The 20,146-nt window shown below is 46.1% G+C and carries 12 protein-coding genes; 10 read left to right on the forward strand and 2 right to left on the reverse strand.

Going from position 1 to position 20,146, the window contains the following annotated elements; translation table 11 throughout:
- Window positions 1–164 precede the first annotated feature (164 nt).
- The 5 genes from QT979_RS14520 to QT979_RS14540 all read left to right on the forward strand — a co-directional run bounded on the left by QT979_RS14520 (window position 165) and on the right by QT979_RS14540 (window position 6,654).
- Window positions 165–1,205, forward strand: a complete 1,041-nt coding sequence (locus tag QT979_RS14520) for a M28 family peptidase (RefSeq protein WP_333310716.1) — start codon at window positions 165–167, stop codon at window positions 1,203–1,205.
- Window positions 1,206–1,327: 122 nt separating this feature from the next.
- Window positions 1,328–3,190 carry an ABC-ATPase domain-containing protein gene (locus QT979_RS14525; RefSeq protein ID WP_333310718.1) on the forward strand — a complete coding sequence of 621 codons (1,863 nt, stop codon included), beginning with the start codon at window positions 1,328–1,330 and terminating at the stop codon, window positions 3,188–3,190.
- Window positions 3,191–3,296: 106 nt separating this feature from the next.
- Entirely contained in the window at window positions 3,297–5,657 is a 2,361-nt protein-coding gene (locus tag QT979_RS14530) for an FHA domain-containing protein (protein ID WP_333310720.1), read from the forward strand.
- 59 nt (window positions 5,658–5,716) lie between these two features.
- On the forward strand, window positions 5,717–6,199 hold the full coding sequence (locus QT979_RS14535) for an SRPBCC family protein (protein ID WP_333210796.1): 483 nt from the start codon (window positions 5,717–5,719) through the stop codon (window positions 6,197–6,199).
- 5 nt (window positions 6,200–6,204) lie between these two features.
- Entirely contained in the window at window positions 6,205–6,654 is a 450-nt protein-coding gene (locus QT979_RS14540) for an EVE domain-containing protein (protein ID WP_333210795.1), read from the forward strand.
- Between the two features lie 87 nt (window positions 6,655–6,741).
- On the opposite strand, the gene QT979_RS14545 is transcribed toward QT979_RS14540, so the two are convergent.
- Both QT979_RS14545 and QT979_RS14550 read right to left on the reverse strand, forming a co-directional pair.
- Window positions 6,742–7,782 carry a glucokinase gene (locus QT979_RS14545; RefSeq protein ID WP_333310722.1) on the reverse strand — a complete coding sequence of 347 codons (1,041 nt, stop codon included), beginning with the start codon at window positions 7,780–7,782 and terminating at the stop codon, window positions 6,742–6,744.
- Between the two features lie 35 nt (window positions 7,783–7,817).
- A complete protein-coding gene (locus QT979_RS14550) occupies window positions 7,818–9,878 on the reverse strand; it encodes an amylo-alpha-1,6-glucosidase (protein ID WP_333310724.1) in 2,061 nt (686 codons plus the stop codon).
- Window positions 9,879–10,194: 316 nt separating this feature from the next.
- Between QT979_RS14550 and treZ the strand changes: the two genes are divergently transcribed.
- The 5 genes from treZ to QT979_RS14575 all read left to right on the forward strand — a co-directional run bounded on the left by treZ (window position 10,195) and on the right by QT979_RS14575 (window position 19,893).
- Window positions 10,195–12,018, forward strand: a complete 1,824-nt coding sequence (gene treZ, locus QT979_RS14555; protein WP_333310726.1) for a malto-oligosyltrehalose trehalohydrolase — start codon at window positions 10,195–10,197, stop codon at window positions 12,016–12,018.
- A 443-nt stretch (window positions 12,019–12,461) separates the two neighbouring features.
- Entirely contained in the window at window positions 12,462–15,257 is a 2,796-nt protein-coding gene (gene treY / locus QT979_RS14560; protein ID WP_333310759.1) for a malto-oligosyltrehalose synthase, read from the forward strand.
- Between the two features lie 683 nt (window positions 15,258–15,940).
- On the forward strand, window positions 15,941–17,848 hold the full coding sequence (gene dnaK, locus QT979_RS14565) for a molecular chaperone DnaK (protein WP_333310727.1): 1,908 nt from the start codon (window positions 15,941–15,943) through the stop codon (window positions 17,846–17,848).
- Between the two features lie 197 nt (window positions 17,849–18,045).
- Window positions 18,046–18,558, forward strand: coding sequence for a DUF4112 domain-containing protein (locus QT979_RS14570; protein ID WP_333310729.1), 513 nt, complete (start codon window positions 18,046–18,048; stop codon window positions 18,556–18,558).
- Window positions 18,559–19,284: 726 nt separating this feature from the next.
- Window positions 19,285–19,893, forward strand: coding sequence for a PadR family transcriptional regulator (locus QT979_RS14575; protein WP_333310730.1), 609 nt, complete (start codon window positions 19,285–19,287; stop codon window positions 19,891–19,893).
- The last annotated feature ends 253 nt before the right edge of the window (window positions 19,894–20,146 follow it).

A 20,146-nucleotide genomic window follows, 5' to 3' on the forward strand; every position in this document is an offset into this window, starting at 1 on the left:
TTTCAACTCTGGTGTCAATCTAAAATCTAAAATATAACTGTTCTGGACGCATCAACCGGGTTTTACGAAAAGACTTTGTTGCAGCCCTCGCTTCCGCTAAAACACCCGGTTGATGAAAGCGAGGAGTGCGTAAGCTCGGTCTAAAATCTCAAATAGACTTACTAATGAAACAATTGATTTGGATAGCGCTATTTATTCTGGTTGCGGTGACGGCTGTGGGTTGGCGTTCTGACTCGTTGCAGCGGTTTTCGGGTGTACCCGAATTAGGGATCGATCGCAATATCCACACTTCCCAAAACCCGTCTCCTTTACCGCTTCCTGCTGAAAAAAATACTTTTTTTCAGCCCCAAATTGACCCGTCTCGTTTGTGGAAACACGTCGATAGTTTAGCAGGAGAACGCGAGGAAGAACGAGATCGCTCTTTTACGAGAGATTACATTTCTAAACAACTGCAAACATTAGGATTTTCCCCAGATTTGCAGCCGTTCGATCGCGGAATTAACGTCTTCGCTGAGAGAAAAGGCACTGACTCAAACGCGGGTGCAATTTTAGTGGCAGCACACTACGATACTGTACCAAATTCCCCAGGCGCTGACGACAATGCGACGGGAGTTGCAGTAGTTTTAGAAGTAGCAAGATTGCTGGGTTCTCGTCCCACGCCTCGGACATTGCAAGTAGCTTTTTTCGACAGGGAAGAACTCGGACTTTTAGGCAGTTTAGCATTTACAGGTAGCGACGCGCGGTTAAAAAATTTGCAGGGTGCGATCGTCCTAGATATGGTAGGTTATGCCTGCCGCACGCCCGGATGCCAGCAATATCCCGAAGGATTGACAGCGCAACCTTTTCTAGAAGCATCGGGGGTAACATCTCCCGACAAAGGCGAGTTTATCGCTGTGATTGGGGATACGGAACATCCGTTGCTATTGAAAAGTTTTGCGGAGTCTGGAAAAGCCGGTTTGCCGCCGGTGGTGGCGTTGCCTGTTCCCCTGAAAGGGTTGCTGACTCCCGATGTTTTACGCAGCGACCACGCGCCTTTCTGGTATAAAGGAATTGGTGCTGTGTTGGTGACGGATACTGCAAATTTGCGATCGCCCCACTATCACCAATCTAGCGATACATTAGCAACTATCGATCGACCTTTTTTCGCCGGTTCTGCTCAAATTGTTGTCAATGCCGTGGCTAAATTATTGGAATTAGGTAATTAGTAATTGGGAATTGAGCATGGGGAATTGGGAATTGGGGATGGGACATCGGGCATAGGGCATTGGGTATGATGACTGTTATTGATACTGCCAACTGCCAACTGCCAACTAATAACTAATGACTAATGACTAACAAAGAAAGCCTGCAACGGCATTTACTGCAACTAGACAATCGAGGCTACAAAGCCTACAAAGACATTCAAGGTAAGTACGAGTTTTCTGAATTCACATTAATTATTGATTACGTGCAGGGAGATCCGTTTGCTTCTCCCAGTAAATTTAGAGTCATAGTTCCGCCAAACATTGCTCAAATTCCCCGCGAACTTTTCAATTCTCGCAGTCGAGAAATAGCTTTGCGAGATTACCTAACTCGCCAGTTTGACCGAGCAGCGCACAGCATCAGCAGCAAACGTGGTACTGGCAAAAGTGGTATGATTGCAGTGGCTCGGTTCGGACAAGAAGTTTTAGAGCGAACTTCGGCATTTATCATTTCCTCAAATACATACGATCTCGAAGATTTAGGAGGAGTTGAACTGCGATTTGCCGTCGGACTTCCAGCGGGCGGACGCAGTATATTAGGGCGACAAGCTGCTGAAATGCTGTGCGAAGATATTCCGCAAATTGTCAGCAATTCTCTAAAGTATGCTAACTTAAATGCTGCGGAATGTCGCCGTCACGTTGAAACTGTAGAAGATGCTGACTGGCTGCGGCAGCAGTTAGCTGAAAAAGGATTAGTTGCGTTTGTTGCTAATGGTTCTATTTTGCCCCGCCACAGCGGTGTTGACAACAGTTCTTTGTTAAATAATGCTGTGGCTTTTCAGTCGCCGCCGTCGTTAAAAGTTGAGTTTAATTGTCCGAATCGCGGTTTGATGTCCGGTATGGGTATTCCCGCTGGCATTACTTTGATTGTTGGGGGCGGCTATCACGGCAAATCAACTTTACTCAGGGCGATCGAGTTGGGAGTTTACAACCGAATTCCGGGAGATGGCAGGGAATGTGTGGTGACTAATCCGGCGGCGGTGAAAATTAGAGCGGAAGATGGCAGAAGTGTCGCGGGAGTTGATATTTCGCCTTTTATTAACCACTTGCCACAAGGTAGAGATACTGCACAATTTTATACTGAAAATGCAAGCGGTAGCACGTCGCAAGCTGCTAATATTATTGAGGCGTTGGAAGTGGGGAGAAAGAAGAAGGAAGAAGGAAGAGGGAAGAAGGAAGAGGGAAGAGGGAAGAAGGAAGAAGATGAGTCTTTTGTTTTAGACACGGAGTTAGTCGCTATTTCAGAAGGGGATTTAGTGCCTGTTTTATTGGTGGATGAGGATACGGCGGCGACGAATTTTATGATTCGCGATCGCAGAATGCAGGAACTCATCGCTAAGGATAAGGAACCGATTACGCCGTTTATTGATAAAGTTAAACAGTTGTATGCGGATTATGGCGTATCGACTATTTTAGTCATGGGGGGAAGTGGCGATTATTTTGATGTGGCAGATACTGTGATTGCAATGGAAAATTTTCAAGCAGATGATGTGACGGGAAAAGCTAAAGAAATTGCTAAAAATTACTCTACTACCCGTGCTGCTGAAGGGGGAAAATTTTTTGGTAAGATTACTCAAAGAGTGCCGATTCCTGCTAGTTTAGATCCGAGTCAGGGACGGCGAGATGTGCGGGTGAAAGTGCGGGATGTTAATGAATTGGCTTTCGGAACTGAGGAGATTGATTTGGGTGCTGTTGAGCAAATTGTGGACAGCGGACAGTTAAGGGCGATCGCTGCGGCAATGGTTTATGCTAAGCAGCAATACATGGACGGAAAACGCACTTTGTCGGAAATCATAGATTTGGTGATGGCAGATATTGACGCGCAGGGCATGGATATTTTATCGCCTTTTCCTGAAGGGGATTTTGCCATGTTTCGACGGTTTGAATTGGCGGCGGCAATTAATCGGCTTCGCAGTTTGTCGGTTGTTGCCAAAATGACTAATGACTAATGACTAATGACTAATGACTAATGACTAATGACTAATGACTAATGACTAATGACTAATGACTTTTTGATATGCTGACAAAAGTGAGTGCAAAAACCGCGATTGAAGTATGACAGGCAATATAGGACAACTGACTGCTTTAAGCGATCGACCTTATATAGTATTAAGCAATCAAGGCGAGGTTTTACAGTTAGAGTTAAAACAGCAGCAGCACGTATTGGGGCGCGATCGCACTCGTGCTGATTTAGTCATTCCCGAACCCTGGCGCGCAGTTTCCGGCGTTCACGCTGTTTTGCGCCAAATTGGGGATAATTACTGGATTTACGACGGTGACGGGCAGCGGCCGAGCACTAATGGCTTATTTGTCGATCGCACTCGCATCACTCCCAATGACGGTTATTGTCTGAAAAACGGCACAGAAATTAAAATCGGTCTAGATCCTCAAAATCAAGTTTTGCTGAGTTATTTTAATCCGCTGGCGAATCAGGTTGCTGTCCCTAGCAAGCAGTCACTTCTTCTTAAGAATCGGTCGGTTTTGTTGGGTCGCGATCCAAACGCTTCGCTGCAATTAGATGCGCCGCTTGTTTCTAGACGCCACGCCACAATCGACCAAGATAGTCGCGGTAATTATATTTTGCGAGACCACAGCGTTAACGGGGTTTTTGTTAACGGTCAGCGAGTGACAAATTCTGTACAGTTGTCCGAGGGAGATGCAATTCGGATCGGCCCGTTTACTCTAACTTACCGCAGCGGTGAGTTGCAGATGCAAGACTCGGGCCATCAAATTCGTTTGGATGCTGACAGTCTGGTGATTCCGAAGCGTTTGGATAATATCACTTTGGCGATCGAACCGGGGCAGTTTGTGGCTTTAGTCGGCGGTAGCGGCGCTGGTAAATCTACTTTAATGCGGACGCTTTTAGGTATCGAAAAAACTACTAACGGCGCTGTGTTTCTCAACGGTGACAACCTGCGCCAAAACTTCAATATTTACCGCAATCAAATCGGTTATGTGCCTCAAGATGATATTGTGCACGCAGATTTGACAGTAGAAGAAGTCTTGAGTTATGCAGCTAAATTGCGCTTACCTCCCGATACAGATGTCAAGCAGGTAGTAGCAAAAACTTTAGAAGATATTGAAATGACTCACCGTCGCAAGGCTTTGGTAAAACAGCTTAGCGGCGGACAGCGGAAGCGGGTCAGCATCGGAGTTGAACTGTTAGCAGACCCGAAACTTTTCTTTTTAGACGAACCGACTTCAGGACTCGATCCGGGTTTGGATAAGAAGATGATGCAACTGCTGCGAAAGTTGGCAAATCAAGGCAGGACGGTGATTCTGGTGACTCACGCGACGGCAAATATCACGATGTGCGATCGTATTGTGTTTATGGGTCGCGGCGGACGCCTTTGTTACTTCGGCCCGCCTAGGGAAGCGCTCGATTTTTTCGATGTCAAAACAAGCGATTTCGCCGACATTTACAACGAATTAGAAACAGGAGAAATCAACGTTAAAAGCTGGGCAGAAAAGTTTAGTAAATCTCCCTACTATCAGCGCTATATTGTCAACCACTTCAGCACAGGCAACGCTAATGCAAAAATACCTTCTGCACCTTCTGCACCCAAATCTCAATCTTTTGTAAAACAACTCGTTTTGCTCGCCCAGCGCTATTTTCAACTCGTTTCCCGCGACTTAGTTAACTTGAGTTTAGCTCTTTTAACGGCTCCGATCGGCATTAGTTTGCTGCGGCTAGCCGTCAGAGATAAAGACCCGTTAATTGGAGTGCCGGAGGCAACTTTAGCACCTTTGGCGTTGCGAGTTTTGTTTGTATTTACCTGTGCGGCGATTTGGGTAGGGCTGGCAACTTCTCTGCAAGAAATTGTTAAAGAATCTGCTATTTATCTGCGCGAACGTTTGGTCAATTTAGGATTGTTTGCTTATTTAGGTTCAAAAATTTTTATACTTTCTGGTTTGGCAGTATTACAAACACTGTTAATAGTAGGAGTTATTCTGATTGCTTTTAAATCCCCCGAACCGAGTTTTATTTCCTGGTCTGTGGGAGCAAGTATTACCACATTCCTAACTTTAATGAGCTGCATAAGCCTTGGATTAGTCGTTTCCGCGATTGTTAATAATAGCTCTCAAGCTAACAGCGCTTTGCCTCTATTATTGCTGCCTCAGATTATTTTTTCGGGAGTTTTGTTTAAGATGGAAGGTGCGGCGAGCAAGTTTTCTTGGCTGATGTTAAGCCGCTGGTCTGTGGGTGCTTACGGCTCTTTAGTTAATGTGAATGGGATGGTTCCCGCGCCTACTACATTACCGGACGGGAGTACGCTTCCTCAGCCGTTTGAGCCTACTCCTGTTTACGATCCAACGTGGGAAAATTTGGGTTTAAATTGGGGTATTTTGTGCGTGCATATTTTCGTTTATTTGATGTTGACTCTGTGGTTGCAGAAGCGCAAGGATATTTTATAATTAAAATTACGCCTTTTTAACTCACAGTTCCTTATCAAATCAGATCATTGGAGAGATAAATGTTAGTTAAAACCAACGCAGTAGTAGAAATTGCTGCATCGCCTGAAGTAGTCTTTGATTTTGTTACGTCCCTATCAAATCTGCCCAAAGTCTTTCGCGGATATGGCCCAATTCCAGCAATTATTAAAGCTGAGATGGCAGATGGTGGAGAAATGCGTGAAGGCGGCGTGCGGCGGATAGAAAATGCTGACACTTCGGTGATTGATGAAGAAATCATTACTTTCAAAAAGCCAGAAAGACAAGCCTACCGACTGGTTAGAGGGTTTAAGTTTCCGATTTCTCTACTCATTGAGTCTGGTGGCGGAGATTGGAATTTCACTGCCACAGCAAAGGGAACTCGGATTGATTGGGAGTTTTATTTTATGCTGACTTCTCCGGTATTCTATCCCGTTGGGTTGTTGCTCGTTCAGATTTTTATGCAAAAAGCTATGCAGCAGTGTTTAGAGAAAATTAAAGAATATTTGGCTAATCCAAGCGAATAGATTGTATGAATTATTGGCTGATGAAGTCGGAACCGGATGTTTATAGTATTGCGGATTTGAAGGGCGATCGCACTTCCATTTGGGATGGCGTTCGCAACTATCAAGCGCGCAATTTTATGCGAGAAATGAGTCGGGGAGATTTAGTATTTTTTTACCATTCTAATACTCAAATACCGGGAATTGCCGGGTTAATGCGCGTCATTGAATCTGGGATTGCTGATCCGAGTCAGTTTGATATGAATAGCGGATATTATGACCCTAAATCGCAGTTTGATGCTCCTCGCTGGCAAACTGTGAAAGTGGAGTTTGTTGAAGAGTTTGCTAAGTTAATATCTTTGGATGAACTGAAACAAAAGTTTAGTGCTGATGAGATTTTGCTGGTGAGGAAAGGCAATCGGTTATCGGTGATGCCGGTATCTGAAAGTGCGGCTGAGAAGATTTTGAAGATGACATAACTCTACCTAAATATGGTGCGCCAGCAGAGCGTTATTTCTTCAACAATCTAGAAGCTTAAAGCTGACGCACCATACAATTATTATTAACTAAAGACCGGCCGCACAAACTGCGGCTCCAATTAACCCTACATTATCATTTAAAACCAATCTCACCGGCATCATTTCTAACAGCGAATCCATCCGGCCTTTGTGGGTAAAAGCTCGCATAAAACCCCCTTCTTGAATCAGTGGCAAAATTTTAGGAGCGATGCCGCCAGCTATGTACAAACCACCGTAAGGTAAAAGTGACACAGCCATATTTCCTGCGACAGCGCCGTAAGCTTCTACAAACATTTGCATTGTTTGTTCGGAAAGCCGATCGCACTTTTTGAGTGCCGCCTGTGCAATTGTCGCCCCCGGATCGACCGTCTTCTCAGTTTTCCCGACTTCTGACTCCCATTGTTTGATAATTTCTCCTACCTCCGCTGATTCCGGGGCAAATTTTCTGTCCCGCAAGAACTGGTAAATGGCTACAATTCCCTGTCCCGAAACCACACGCTCGATCGATATTCTGGGAATGTCGTGTTTTGCCAACAAATAATTCAGCAATTCAAACTCTAACTCCGATCGCGGCGCAAAATCACCGTGTCCCCCTTCCGAAGAAAAAACCCTCACCCCATTTACGTCGGGAATTGCAAAACAATTTCCCAAACCAGTACCTGCACCAATCACAGCAATTGGAGCATCTTGTCGGGGTTTTCCAACTTGCAAAGTCTGCAAATCTGTAGCATCCAAACCGCACACGCCGTAGCCAACAGCGACAAAATCATTAATTAAACTAACGTGTGATATTCCTAATTCCTGTTCCAGACGTTTCGCATCCAGCCTCCAAGGCAAATTAGTCAGTTTTGCAGTGTTATTAACCACCGGGCCTGCGATCGCAAAACAAGCTTTTTCAGGCAATGGCGCAAAATCCAATTTCATAGCAGCTTCCGTCAAAAACTGCTGCACCATCGGTACTAAATCGGGAAACTCCCCGCTCGGATAGCGAAACTCGTAAAGAGCATTCATTTCACCGTTAACAGTCCTTTCCACTAAGCGCAAAATAGTCTTAGTTCCGCCAATATCGCCCGCTAATAATAATGCCATAAATCTCTTTTTCCACCAAAGATAACATTCCCCATTTAAACACCCACAGTATTAATTGCCAACCAAGACCGCAGCACCTCAGCCACAGTCCAAGCTTGAGCCGTGCAACCCCGAGGCGAGTGGGGGGCGTCGCCCTCAAAAATTTCGCCCAGACTGCCAACTCCGCCGGCTCTTATATGATGTACCATCGGTTCTAGGAATTCGCTCGCTTGTGCTGGGTTTTTGTATACGTGCAAGTGCGCCAAGACAAACGGGCCAATCAGCCAGCCCCAAACTGTGCCCTGGTGGTAGGCGCTGTCGCGCTGCAATTGGTCGCCTCCGTATGCGCCGCGATATTGCGGGTGCTGCGGCGAGAGGCTGCGGAGGCCGACAGAAGTCAGAAGCTGTTGAGCGCAGCCGTCCACCACGCCGCGCTGCTGGATGGGCGTCAGTAATGGTGTATAGCGGGTTTCCTGGCGCATCCCCGCTGACAAGGAGTTGGCGGAGTGAGGAGGAATCGAGTCTAGGGGCAGGGAAACGGCGAATATTTGGTTGGGGCGCAGGGAGGGATCGTGTCCGTCGGGGCCGTCGAGAACGTCGTAACAGTAACCGGTTGAGGCGTTCCAGAAGCGAGGGAATCCAGCGGCTGTTCGATCGCCCAATTGCTCGTATTCATTGTGAGGCTTGCCCAATTTTCGAGCAAAACTTGCCATAGCTTGTATAGCATTGTACCAAAGCGCGCTGAGTTCGATCGGCTTACCAATCCGAGGCGTCACCACCCAATCGCCGATTTTCGCGTCCATCCAAGTCAGTTGCACGCCGGTTTCGCCCGCGTAGACTAAACCGTCATCGGGATCGAGGCGAATGTTATACCGAGTTCCCTGTATGTGCCAATCAACAATCTCACATAAAGTAGGCCAGAGTTCCCTCAAAAGTTCCTCGTCCCCAGTGGCATCGATATAAGCGCGAATTGCCTCAAAGTACCACAGAGTGGCGTCTGCGGTGTTGTATTCCGGTGCGCCGCCCGCATCCGGGAAGCGGTTCGGCAGCATCCCCCGATCGACATACCGCGCAAATGTCTGCAAAATCGATCGCGCAATTTCCCATCGCCCCGTACAGATTGTGAGACCGGGTAGGGCGATCGTCGTGTCGCGCCCCCAGTCGCTGAACCAGGGATATCCAGCGATAATCGTTTTGCCTGCGGGTTCCTCCGGTAGCGGGCGGCTGACGATAAATTGGTCGGCTGCGAGTACTAAGTGATTGATCCAGTCGGGAGATTCGCTCACTTTTGACCAGTTTTGCAGCAGTTGTTGGTCATAAGTGCGGCGCTCTTCTAAAGCTGTACCGCCGTTGAGTTCGGTATTTTTCTCGGTGCTGGCTATCAATGTGAGAGAACTTCCCGGTGCGATCGTCATGTGAAAAGTCGCCGCGTGCAAGTGATCCTCGCAGCAGTCCAATCCGCGCCGCTTTTCGGCTGCTAGGTCAAATCCGTAATGCCAATTGTATAAAGGCGTAGAAACTCGAAAGTTGGCCTCTGGTTCGGCATCCGTCAGCAGGTACAGGGGTACAGACTTGGGAAATGCAGTCACGCAAACCCCGCTTTCTAAGGTCTGTAGGCTCATCGGCCAGTCGCCGACGCTCGTCGTGTGGTGGTAGTCGCGGTAGTTGACTAGGGCTTTGACAGCGAGGGCGATCGGTTGTGAGGCACGGTGCAGGCGGTATTGAATATATGTTGTGTTAGCACCTTGCTGCATCCAAATTCGCTTTTCCAGGATAGCGTCCGCGAGAGCAAACCTCCAAACAGGCGTCGTGCCTTCGAGGTGAAAGCTTTCGATGTATTTGTAGCCGTGGGGTTCCATCGTCGCGTCGGCCCAGCGGTTTGTATAAAGCGGATATGCGCGATCGTGATACACCGCCGTCTCGTCCAGCTTGGCGAGCATCAAAGTGCGTCCCAGCGGGGGTTTGAGGGCGGCTACCAGCAAGCCGTGATAGCGGCGGGTGAGGAGATTTGCGATCGTCCCGCTAGCGTAACCGCCGATCCCGTTTGTGACCAACCACTCGCGAGATTCCGCCGAGTCGAGATTGCAGCAGATTTCCCGTCCAAAAGCCATAACCATAAAGTCCACACTCGCGCTGATTTTTGACCTACCTTTAGGTAGATTTTCGACATGATATCAACTAGAAATATTAACGCTTGCAGGCCGCTAATTTGGCGATCGGCCCCGTGCCGATTCCTGCTCTAATTTAAGCCTAACCAACCGCTAATTTTGCCCCTTACCCAATTTTCCCCTTTGATGCCTCTGTCTAAAGTTAGTTGTTTGTTATATTAAGTAATATTACCGTCTAAACAGGCGCTGAACGTTAAGGGCAAGCATTTGATAGCGCGTCGGGCGATCGAACTACAAACCTATTTTATAAGGAGAACAGCTCAAAGTGAAGATAGGAGCAAATTACCTCGGCAATAACCAATGTGAATTTACCGTTTGGGCGCCCACCCTCAAACAAATGGCAGTCCAAATTGTTTCCCCAAAAAAACGCCTGATACCTCTGGAACAATCGGCAGAAGGTTATTGGCGAACCACAGCTACAGACATCGAACCAGGAACCCTTTACACTTACCAAATCGAAGGAAAAACCGACCGACCAGACCCAGCCTCAAAATATCAACCCCAAGGCGTACACGCTCCGTCGCAAGTAATAGATGAAAATATTTTTACTTGGACTGACACAAATTGGCAAGGCGTGCCACTAGCCGAAATGATTATTTACGAACTGCACGTCGGCACCTTCACCCAAGCCGGAACATTTGAAACAATAATTCCCCAGCTAAAACAACTTAAAGAATTGGGAATCAACGCCATCGAAATAATGCCAGTAGCCCAATTTCCTGGCGATAGAAACTGGGGATATGACGGCGTATATCCCTACGCGGTTCAAAACTCCTACGGCGGCCCCGAAGGCTTCAAAACACTCGTCAACGCCTGCCACGAACACGGTATTTCAGTAATTCTCGATGTAGTTTACAACCACCTCGGCCCCGAAGGAAATTATCTCAGGGACTTCGGCCCCTACTTTACATCAAAATACGGCTCGATTTGGGGAGACCCATTAAACTTCGACGATGCCTACAGCGACGGCGTACGCAACTACTTTATTGAAAACGCCCTCTACTGGTTTCGAGATTATCACATCGATGCCCTGAGATTAGATGCAATTCAAGCAATATTTGAAGTCGGTGCAAGACCTTTTTTACAAGAACTATCCGATGCCACAGCCGATATTTCCCAAGAACTAGGACGGCAACTTTACTTAATAGCCGAAAGTGACTTAAATGATGTCCGCACAATACGTCCTAAAGAACTCGGTGGCTTCGGATTAGACGCCCAATGGTGCGATGATTTCCACCACGCACTGCACGCCTTGCTCACCGGAGAAAACGACCGATACTACCAAGATTTCGGCAAGTGCGAACACTTAGAAAAAGCATTCAAAGAAAGCTTTGTTTACTCCGGCCAGTACGCCCCCCACAGAAAGCGGAGACACGGCAATTCTGTTAAGGATGAACCGGGTCATAAATTTCTGGTTTTTGCCCAAACCCACGACCAAATCGGCAACCGAATTTTGGGAGACAGACTATCCAAAATAGTTGACTTTGAAGGATTGAAACTCGCAGCCGGCACCGTCTTAATTTCTCCCTACATTCCCTTCTTTTTTATGGGAGAAGAATACGGAGAAGAAGCACCGTTTTTTTACTTCGTTTCCCACTCGGACGAAAACTTAATTGAAGCTATCCGCAAGGACAAACAACAAGAATTTAAAATCTTTGAAGGCCGAGGCAAGTTTCACGACCCCCAGAGTCCTGAGACTTTCGATAAGTGTAAGTTAAACTGGGAAAAACAAACCGAAGGCAAACACAAAATCCTTTGGGAATGGCACCAACATTTGATTCAGCTGCGGCGGACAATACCAGCGCTTAAAAAACTCGACAAAAACAGTCTAGAAGTGTCCAGCATTGAAGCGGAAAAAATCTTATTTCTACGTCGCTGGACAGATGACAGCCAGATATTCTGCATTCTAAACTTCAACACGCAAGATGTTGCTTTTACGGCTGCACTGCCCCAAGGCAACGGTCACAAAATTTTAGACTCTGCTGATGAAAAATGGATGGGTTCAGGTTCTAGCTTGCCTGAAAAGATAACTTCAGAGCAAAAATTGACCATTAAACCGCATAGTTTTGCACTCTATGAATTAGAGTAATTAAAACGGGAGGCAGAGCCTCAAATACAGGCGCTCCCAGGCAGAGCCTAGGAACAAGCAACAGGAGGCAGAACCTCTCTCGTTCGTTCTCAGGCTACGCCGCGGAATGTAGTCTAACAAGAAACGGGAGGCAGAGCCTCTCTCGTTCCCAGCCTCTGCCCATTGGTGACAACTTAACGTTAAACGTAGTATCGGTCTGCTGTCTGACGATTAGGGCTCGATCCCCCCTAGCCCCCCTTAATAAGGGGGGGACAGGAATCTTATCAAAGTCCCCCTTATTAAGGGGGATTTAGGGGGATCGAGACTGGGTTAAAAGCGAGATTTATCAGGGGTTTCAGTCTTAAGTTGACACCAATGGCCTCTGCCGGGGAATGCAGTAGAGGAGGCTCTGCCTCATATATTAAAAGAGAAAACCCTAAAAAACCAGGAGTAAAATTAACATGATGAGAATTCCCACAACAACTTATCGGATTCAATTTCATGGAGGTTTTAACTTTGAAGCCGCCAAACAAATCCTTAGCTATCTAGAAGATTTAGGAATTACCGACCTTTACGCTTCACCGATATTTAAAGCCAGAAAAGGCAGCTCTCACGGATACGATGTCGTTGACTCAAATCAGCTCAATCCCGATTTGGGAACATCAGAAAATTTTGAAGCCCTCACATACGAAATTAAGAAACGGAACATGGGATGGCTGCAAGATATTGTTCCGAACCACATGGCTTACGACACTCAAAATTTGCTGCTGTTAGACGTATTGGAACACGGGCCAGATTCCGACTATTTTGATTACTTTGATATTGAATGGAATCATGCTTACGAACATCTCAGAGGTCGAGTGCTGGCTCCGCTGCTGGGCAATTTTTATGGAGAGTGTTTGGAAAATGGCGAGATTCAACTCAAATACAGCGAAAATGGGCTGAGCATCAATTATTATAGCTTACAATTGCCCGTAAGAATTGAATCTTATGCTAAATTTATTAGTCATAATTTGGGGCATTTAGCCAGAGAATTAGGCAGACGCCATCCAGATTTTATCAAGTTTTTAGGAATTCTTTATTTGATTAAAAATACACCTTCAGAAACTAAAGGTAAAACCCGATACGATCAGATAGCTTTTGTCAAAGGGCTGCTGTGGGAACTCTACAACCAAAATCCCCTTGTACAGGAATTCATTGATGAAAATATCAAAGTTTTTAACGGAGAAAAGGGGAATGCCGAAAGCTTTAATCTGCTAGACGATTTGCTTTCCGAGCAGTTTTACCGTCTGTCTTTCTGGAAAGTGGGGGCAGAAGAAATTAACTACCGAAGGTTTTTTACGGTCAACGAGCTTATTTCGGTAAAAGTTGAAGAGATTAAAGTTTTTCACAAAAACCATGCTCTGATATTCGACATGGTTGATGAGGGAAAGTTTACCGGATTGAGAATCGACCACATCGACGGGCTTTACGACCCCACAGAATATTTGAAACGGCTCCGGGAGAAAGTCGGAGATACTTACATTACTGTTGAAAAAATTCTGGAACACGAAGAAGATTTGCCGTCATATTGGCCAATTGAGGGAACGAGCGGCTACGACTTTTTGAATTACGTAAACGGCGTTTTTTGTCGGTGCGATCGCGAACAGCAATTTAGCGAAATATATCAGAGATTTACTCGCTTGAATGTTCCCTATGAACAGTTATTTTTAGATAAAAAAGGACTGATTGTTGAGAAAAACTTGGCGGGAGATGTAGACAATCTAGCTCAACTTTTGAAGAATATCTCCGGTCAGTCGAGACAGGGAAATGACTTTACTCGTCCCGGTTTGGAAAAAGCATTGGCGGCTGTTTTGACAATTTTTCCAGTCTACCGAACTTACATCAATCAAGACGGTTTGAGAGAGTCCGATCGCACTTACGTACAATATGCGATCGCCCATGCCAAACAACAAGCACCCCGACTCCTCAAGGAACTTAAATTTATCGAAACGGTGCTGTTACTGGAAGAAGAAGAAACTCTAACACCAGAACAAAAAGAGCAGCGTCGGCACTTTGTAATGAAACTCCAGCAGTTGACGGGCCCATTAATGGCAAAAGGCGTTGAAGACACGCTTTTATACGTCTACTATCGGCTTTTATCCCTCAACGAAGTGGGAGGAAATCCCAGTCAGTTCGGCGTGTCGCTGGGAGATTTTCACGAGTTCAACAAACAACAGCAAGTCGCTTGGCCGCACAAAATGAATGCTACAGCTACCCACGATACCAAACGCGGCGAAGATGTGCGAGCCAGAATAAACGTTTTGTCAGAAATTCCCGATGAATGGGAACAGCAAGTCAGGTCTTGGAGAGAGGTAAACTCTTCTAAGAAAGTCAACTTTGCGAATCGAATGGTTCCAGATACTAATGACGAATACTTCCTGTACCAAACTCTGCTCGGCAGTTTTCCCTTTGAGGGAATTGAAAACACTGATTATGTCGATCGCCTGAAAGATTATGTGATTAAAGCTGTCCGCGAAGCAAAAGTTTATACGGCTTGGCTGAGACCGGATAACGATTACGAAGCTGGTTTTATGACCTTTGTCGATACCGTTCTCGAACCTTCGGAACAAAATCAGTTTCTCAACAAATTTACACCTTTCTGTAAAAAAGTAGCTAATTACGGAATTTTCAATTCTTTATCTCAAACGCTGCTGAAAATCACGGCTCCGGGCGTTCCCGACATTTATCAAGGGACGGAATTCTGGGATTTAAGCCACGTCGATCCCGATAACCGCCGTCCCGTGGATTTTGAGCGCAGAATCGAGGTTTTGCGGGAAATTAAAGAACAAGCTCAGACGGATATTTTGCAACTGGTTGAAGATTTGATTGCGACGCGAGAAGACGCGAGAATTAAGTTGTTTTTGACGGCAAGAGCGCTAGAAGCGAGAAAAAAATACTTGCAAGTTTTTCAATCTGGCGATTATCTGCCCCTGGAAGCCGTTGGCACTTTTAAAGATAATGTTGTTGCCTTTGCCAGAAGCTTTGGAGAGACTACAGTTATTGTCATTGCTCCCCGGTTTTTGACGGGAATTGTCAAACCGGAAGAAATGCCGATCGGCAAACAAGTTTGGAAAGATACTAATTTGAAATTATCCGAGCAAATGCCGTCGGTTTGGAAAGATGCAATTACAAATCAGGCGGTAGAAAGTAACAGTACTTTGGCAATTGGTGACGCTCTCAGTTACTTTCCTGCAGCTCTGCTGATCGGTAAAAAATAGCAATGAAAAGCTGGAAAATTCACTAATTTTCCGAGATTCCCACGAGGCGGACTTGAGGCTCTTCCTCAATAAAATATTCTTTCTCAGGCACAGCCTGGAAGTAAACGGGTAGGGACAGGGCATTGCCCTGTCCCTTTTTAGAATTGATGTTATATCAAATCCGTTAGCATCGGAATAGTAAATTCGAGTTCGCTGTTCGCTGTTCGCTGTTCGCTGTTCGCTGTTCGCTGTTCGCTGTTCACTGTCAACCGTCAACCGTCAACATCATTCCGGTGTAACCGGAAATGATATTAAACCTGATTTGAAGCCAAAAAACCGATCGCCCCTACCAACCAAACAAAATTTATACACATAAGACGGCAAACACAACACAACGTATACGGTTTGCCACAATACCCGAATCGATCGCACACCGTACATTAGGAAGAGTAAAGAAAAGCAGTCAACAACTGTAGCGGTGTAAACCTCATGAATGCAACCGTCCCCCAAAAGGTTCGGTAAACACGCCTTCATCGCCTGGTCTAACCACCCGCAGTATAGAGATAAGCACCTATCTAAGACTGTATTAAAGCAGGACTCACTATCCGTACACCCCCCACAGGTGAAATCGCAGTCCTGAATAACCAGACTATCACACAGATAGAAAACCAAAATTTTGTAGAGATTGGAGCCGGAACACCCCTATGGGAAAAGTAGTTGGAATTGACTTAGGTACGACAAACTCCTGCGTCGCAGTTATGGAAGGCGGCAAACCCACCGTCATAGCCAACGCCGAAGGGGGTCGCACCACACCTTCTGTAGTAGCATACGCTAAAAATGGGGATCAACTTGTCGGACAAATCGCCAAGCGTCAAGCCGTGATGAACGCCGAAAACACCTTTTACTCAGTAAAACGGTTTATCGGGCGTCGGGTTGATGAAGTAACCCACGAAACCACTGAAGTTTCCTACAAAGTTCTCAAAGTCGGCAACAGCCTCAAACTAGACTGTCCCGCCCGTGGCAAGCAATTTGCCCCAGAAGAAATTTCTGCACAAGTTCTCCGCAAACTCGTAGAAGACGCCAGCAAATACCTCGGCGAAACTGTTACCCAAGCGGTAATTACTGTTCCCGCTTACTTTAACGACTCCCAGCGCCAAGCTACGAAAGACGCGGGAAAAATTGCCGGTATAGAAGTGCTGCGGATTATTAACGAACCTACAGCAGCAGCTTTAGCTTACGGGTTAGATAAAAAGAGCAACGAAACCATCCTCGTATTTGACTTAGGTGGCGGTACTTTCGACGTATCTATTCTCGAAGTAGGCGACGGCGTGTTTGAAGTGTTAGCAACTTCTGGAGACACTCACCTCGGCGGTGACGATTTCGATAAAAAAATTGTTGATTTCATCGCTAATGAATTCCAAAGAGCCGAAGGCATTGATCTTCGCAAAGACAAACAAGCACTGCAACGCCTGACGGAAGCTGCAGAAAAAGCCAAGATTGAGCTTTCAAGCGTTACCCAAGCAGAAATCAACCTGCCGTTTATTACCGCGACTCAAGACGGGCCAAAACACTTGGACACGACTTTGACGCGGGGCAAGTTTGAAGAACTGTGCTCGGATTTGATCGATCGCTCCCGCATCCCTGTTGAAAATGCGATCCGCGACGCCAAATTAGACAAATCTGCAATTAATGAAGTCGTCTTAGTTGGTGGTTCTACGCGCATTCCTGCGGTGCAAGAACTGGTTAAAAAGCTTCTTGGCAAAGACCCCAACCAAACGGTAAACCCGGATGAAGTGGTCGCAGTCGGTGCAGCAATTCAAGCCGGCGTACTCTCCGGCGAAGTCAAAGACATCTTGTTGCTCGACGTTACTCCGCTGTCTCTCGGCGTCGAAACCTTGGGTGGCGTGATGACCAAAATCATTCCCCGCAACACCACTATTCCTACCAAGAAGTCGGAAACTTTCTCGACTGCTGTAGATGGCCAAACAAACGTGGAAATTCACGTTTTGCAAGGCGAACGGGAAATGGCGAATGATAACAAGGATTTGGGAACCTTCCGCTTAGATGGAGTTCCACCAGCCCCCCGTGGCGTACCTCAAATTGAAGTTACTTTCGATATCGATGCTAACGGTATTTTGAATGTAGCTGCTAAGGATAAAGGTACTGGCAAGGAGCAATCGATTAGCATTACTGGTGCTTCTACTTTGCCCAGCAATGAAGTCGAGCGCATGGTGAAGGAAGCCGAATCCAATGCTTCTGCTGACAAGGAACGTCGCGAAAGGATCGATCGCAAAAACCAAGCTGATTCTCAAGCCTATCAAATCGAGAAGCAGTTAGCAGAATTGGGCGATAAAGTTCCCGCTGATGACAAAACTAAGATTGAAGGGTTGCTCAAAGACTTGCGCGAGGCCATTGGTAGTGAAGATGACGATCGCATCAAAACCCTAACAACAGAGTTGCAGCAAGCATTCTACGCTGTCAGCAGCAACCTGTACCAGCAAGCAGGCGGCCCAACTGACGGCCCTGGTGGCCCCGGCGGCTACGGAGACGGTGGCCCGACAGGCGGCGGCGACGACGTGATTGACGCCGACTTCACTGAAGGCAACAAATAACAGGCTAAATTAAAAGCCCCCAGCTAGAAGCAAGAAACCCGGTTTTGAACAGAAACCGGGTTTCTGTGCATTCAAAAACAAACAAAAGGCGATCGCCCAAAATCAGTAAAAATCTGCTTGAGGCATAGTGAAAAAAATTGAATATGCTTCAATAAATATCATAAACTAGCAGTAATATCGCAATCGAGAGCCATTAAATGTCACGTTCTCCTATACAAAGTTCCTCCCCAAATAACCCCAGCCCATCTCATGTAGCATCCTTGCGCCGACTGCGCCGGATCAGCCATTTACTAGACAATGCAATTCCGATTCCCGGCACAAAGTACCGCATCGGACTCGATCCTATACTGGGACTGATACCGGGCGGCGGCGATGTAATCAGTTCAATTTTTGCAGGATATGTTGTCTTCAAATCCGCTCAAATGGGAGTGCCTCAAGAGACCTTAGTAAAAATGGCAGCTAATATCGTGTTTGATACAGTGGCTGGTACTGTACCGGTAGCCGGAGATTTGTTGGATGTTGCTTGGAAAGCTAATGTCAAAAATATAGAATTGCTGGATGCTCATTTAGGTTCCCCTGAACAAGGCAAAAAAGCCGATTGGCTATTTGTGGCGGCGTTGCTGTTGGGTTTGATATTAATTGTCGGAGGCGTGATTTTCTTGAGCGTGATGCTTTTTGGCTGGCTATTTCAAGTAATTACAGGGCGTTAAATTGGGTGTGATGAGCAAGATAAATCCCTCTCTTTATGTCATTCATAGTGATAGCATATAATCGGAAAAGTTTTCCTAAAAAATCCTCTTTGAGGATGATTGCGAACTGACAAAAAACATCTGGGTTTAAGTATCCATAGGTGCGTTGCTTTTTTTACGAGTCAAAAAAAAGAGCGAATATATCACATCTCCGTAGATTAAAAACAGGGAGATTGGAAAGAAAACACACCCTTTTTTCGCAGCAATACTTAAGAGAAACAAGAGGATTATTGGCTACGAAAAAACAGTGGCTGCCATCAATGTTGAAAAATTCAACCAACCCCTACCAATAAAGGTTCTGATCCTCTTGCCAAGAAGAGATATGTGGCATAAATCTGAGATATTGCACCACTCTCAAGAACAGGCAAGATGCCTGTTCCACAAGAAAATTCACTCTAGATATTGAAAAGTATATCTTAAGGGGATTGACAAAATTTATTAACTATGTACTCAAGTGTCAATTTTCTTTGAAACTAGGTAGTGACCAGGAATTTCTTGATGGTACCCGCCACGTGATCTATCCGTGGAATCAATCCCAAATCGAAAATCGAAAATCCTCAAGCCCCCGCATTTATCTCGCGCAAGTCAATCGAAAATCTAAAATCTAAAATCTAAAATCGATTGACCCGATCGCCCTTGAATCCGATATAGTGATATAATCCAGACTATAATATCAAATTGATATAAATGCTTGAATTATCAGCCCTTGGACTGCTACAGTTGCAACCCATGCACGGCTATCGGCTAAAGCAAAAACTGGAGCTGTTTATGAGCAGTTGCATCAGCGTCAACTATGGAGCGATTTACCCACTCCTGAAGCGCTTGGAAGAGCGAGGCCAGATTGCGACAATTGCCGAAGAAGCCGGAGATGCGGGATGTCCGCGCAAAATCTACGGAATTACCGCCCAAGGGCGCGAACTCTGGCGGCAAAAAATGCTCGAACACCCTCAAGAAAGCTGGGTTAACAGTGGTTCCCGGTTCCAAATCAAGTTTTTCTTTTTTGGCGACTTAGAGCCTGCTGAACGGCTGAAGCTATTGGAACACCGCTTGCGAGCCTGCTACACCCGGCAAGACTACATCGAAAGTCTCAAGAGCGAATATCCACTAACAGATGACTATCAATTTGCCTCTCGCGATCGCTGCAAGTCAGTGCTGGCGTCAGAGATAGAGTGGTTAACCGAGCAACTAGCCAAGGAAAAAAGTGCGATCGCCGGAGTGCGTGACTCCCCAACCTTCGCTAAATCCGCCGACTCCAAGGAAAAATCTTTCCAACTCACCCACTCAGGTGAGTCATAAGAAGGATGTGCAATCTTGCCTGCCATCGTAACTTTTGAGAAATAACAAGAAGCTTTCCTAAAAATAATCACCATCAGGCTGGGCTAACTGTGATGAGACTAAAGCCCTGCACATACTCCAACCTCATTAAAAAGAGACTTTCCCGATTCCATCATCTTTAAAATCCCTTGTCCTTATTCCCCCATGTTTGAGAGGAACGCCGGAAAATCAAAGATTTCGCCCAAGTCTCAGTCAGAAGTTAAAAAAAATCTAA

The organism is Microcoleus sp. w2-18bC1, assembly GCF_036700365.1.
GTDB lineage: Bacteria > Cyanobacteriota > Cyanobacteriia > Cyanobacteriales > Microcoleaceae > Microcoleus.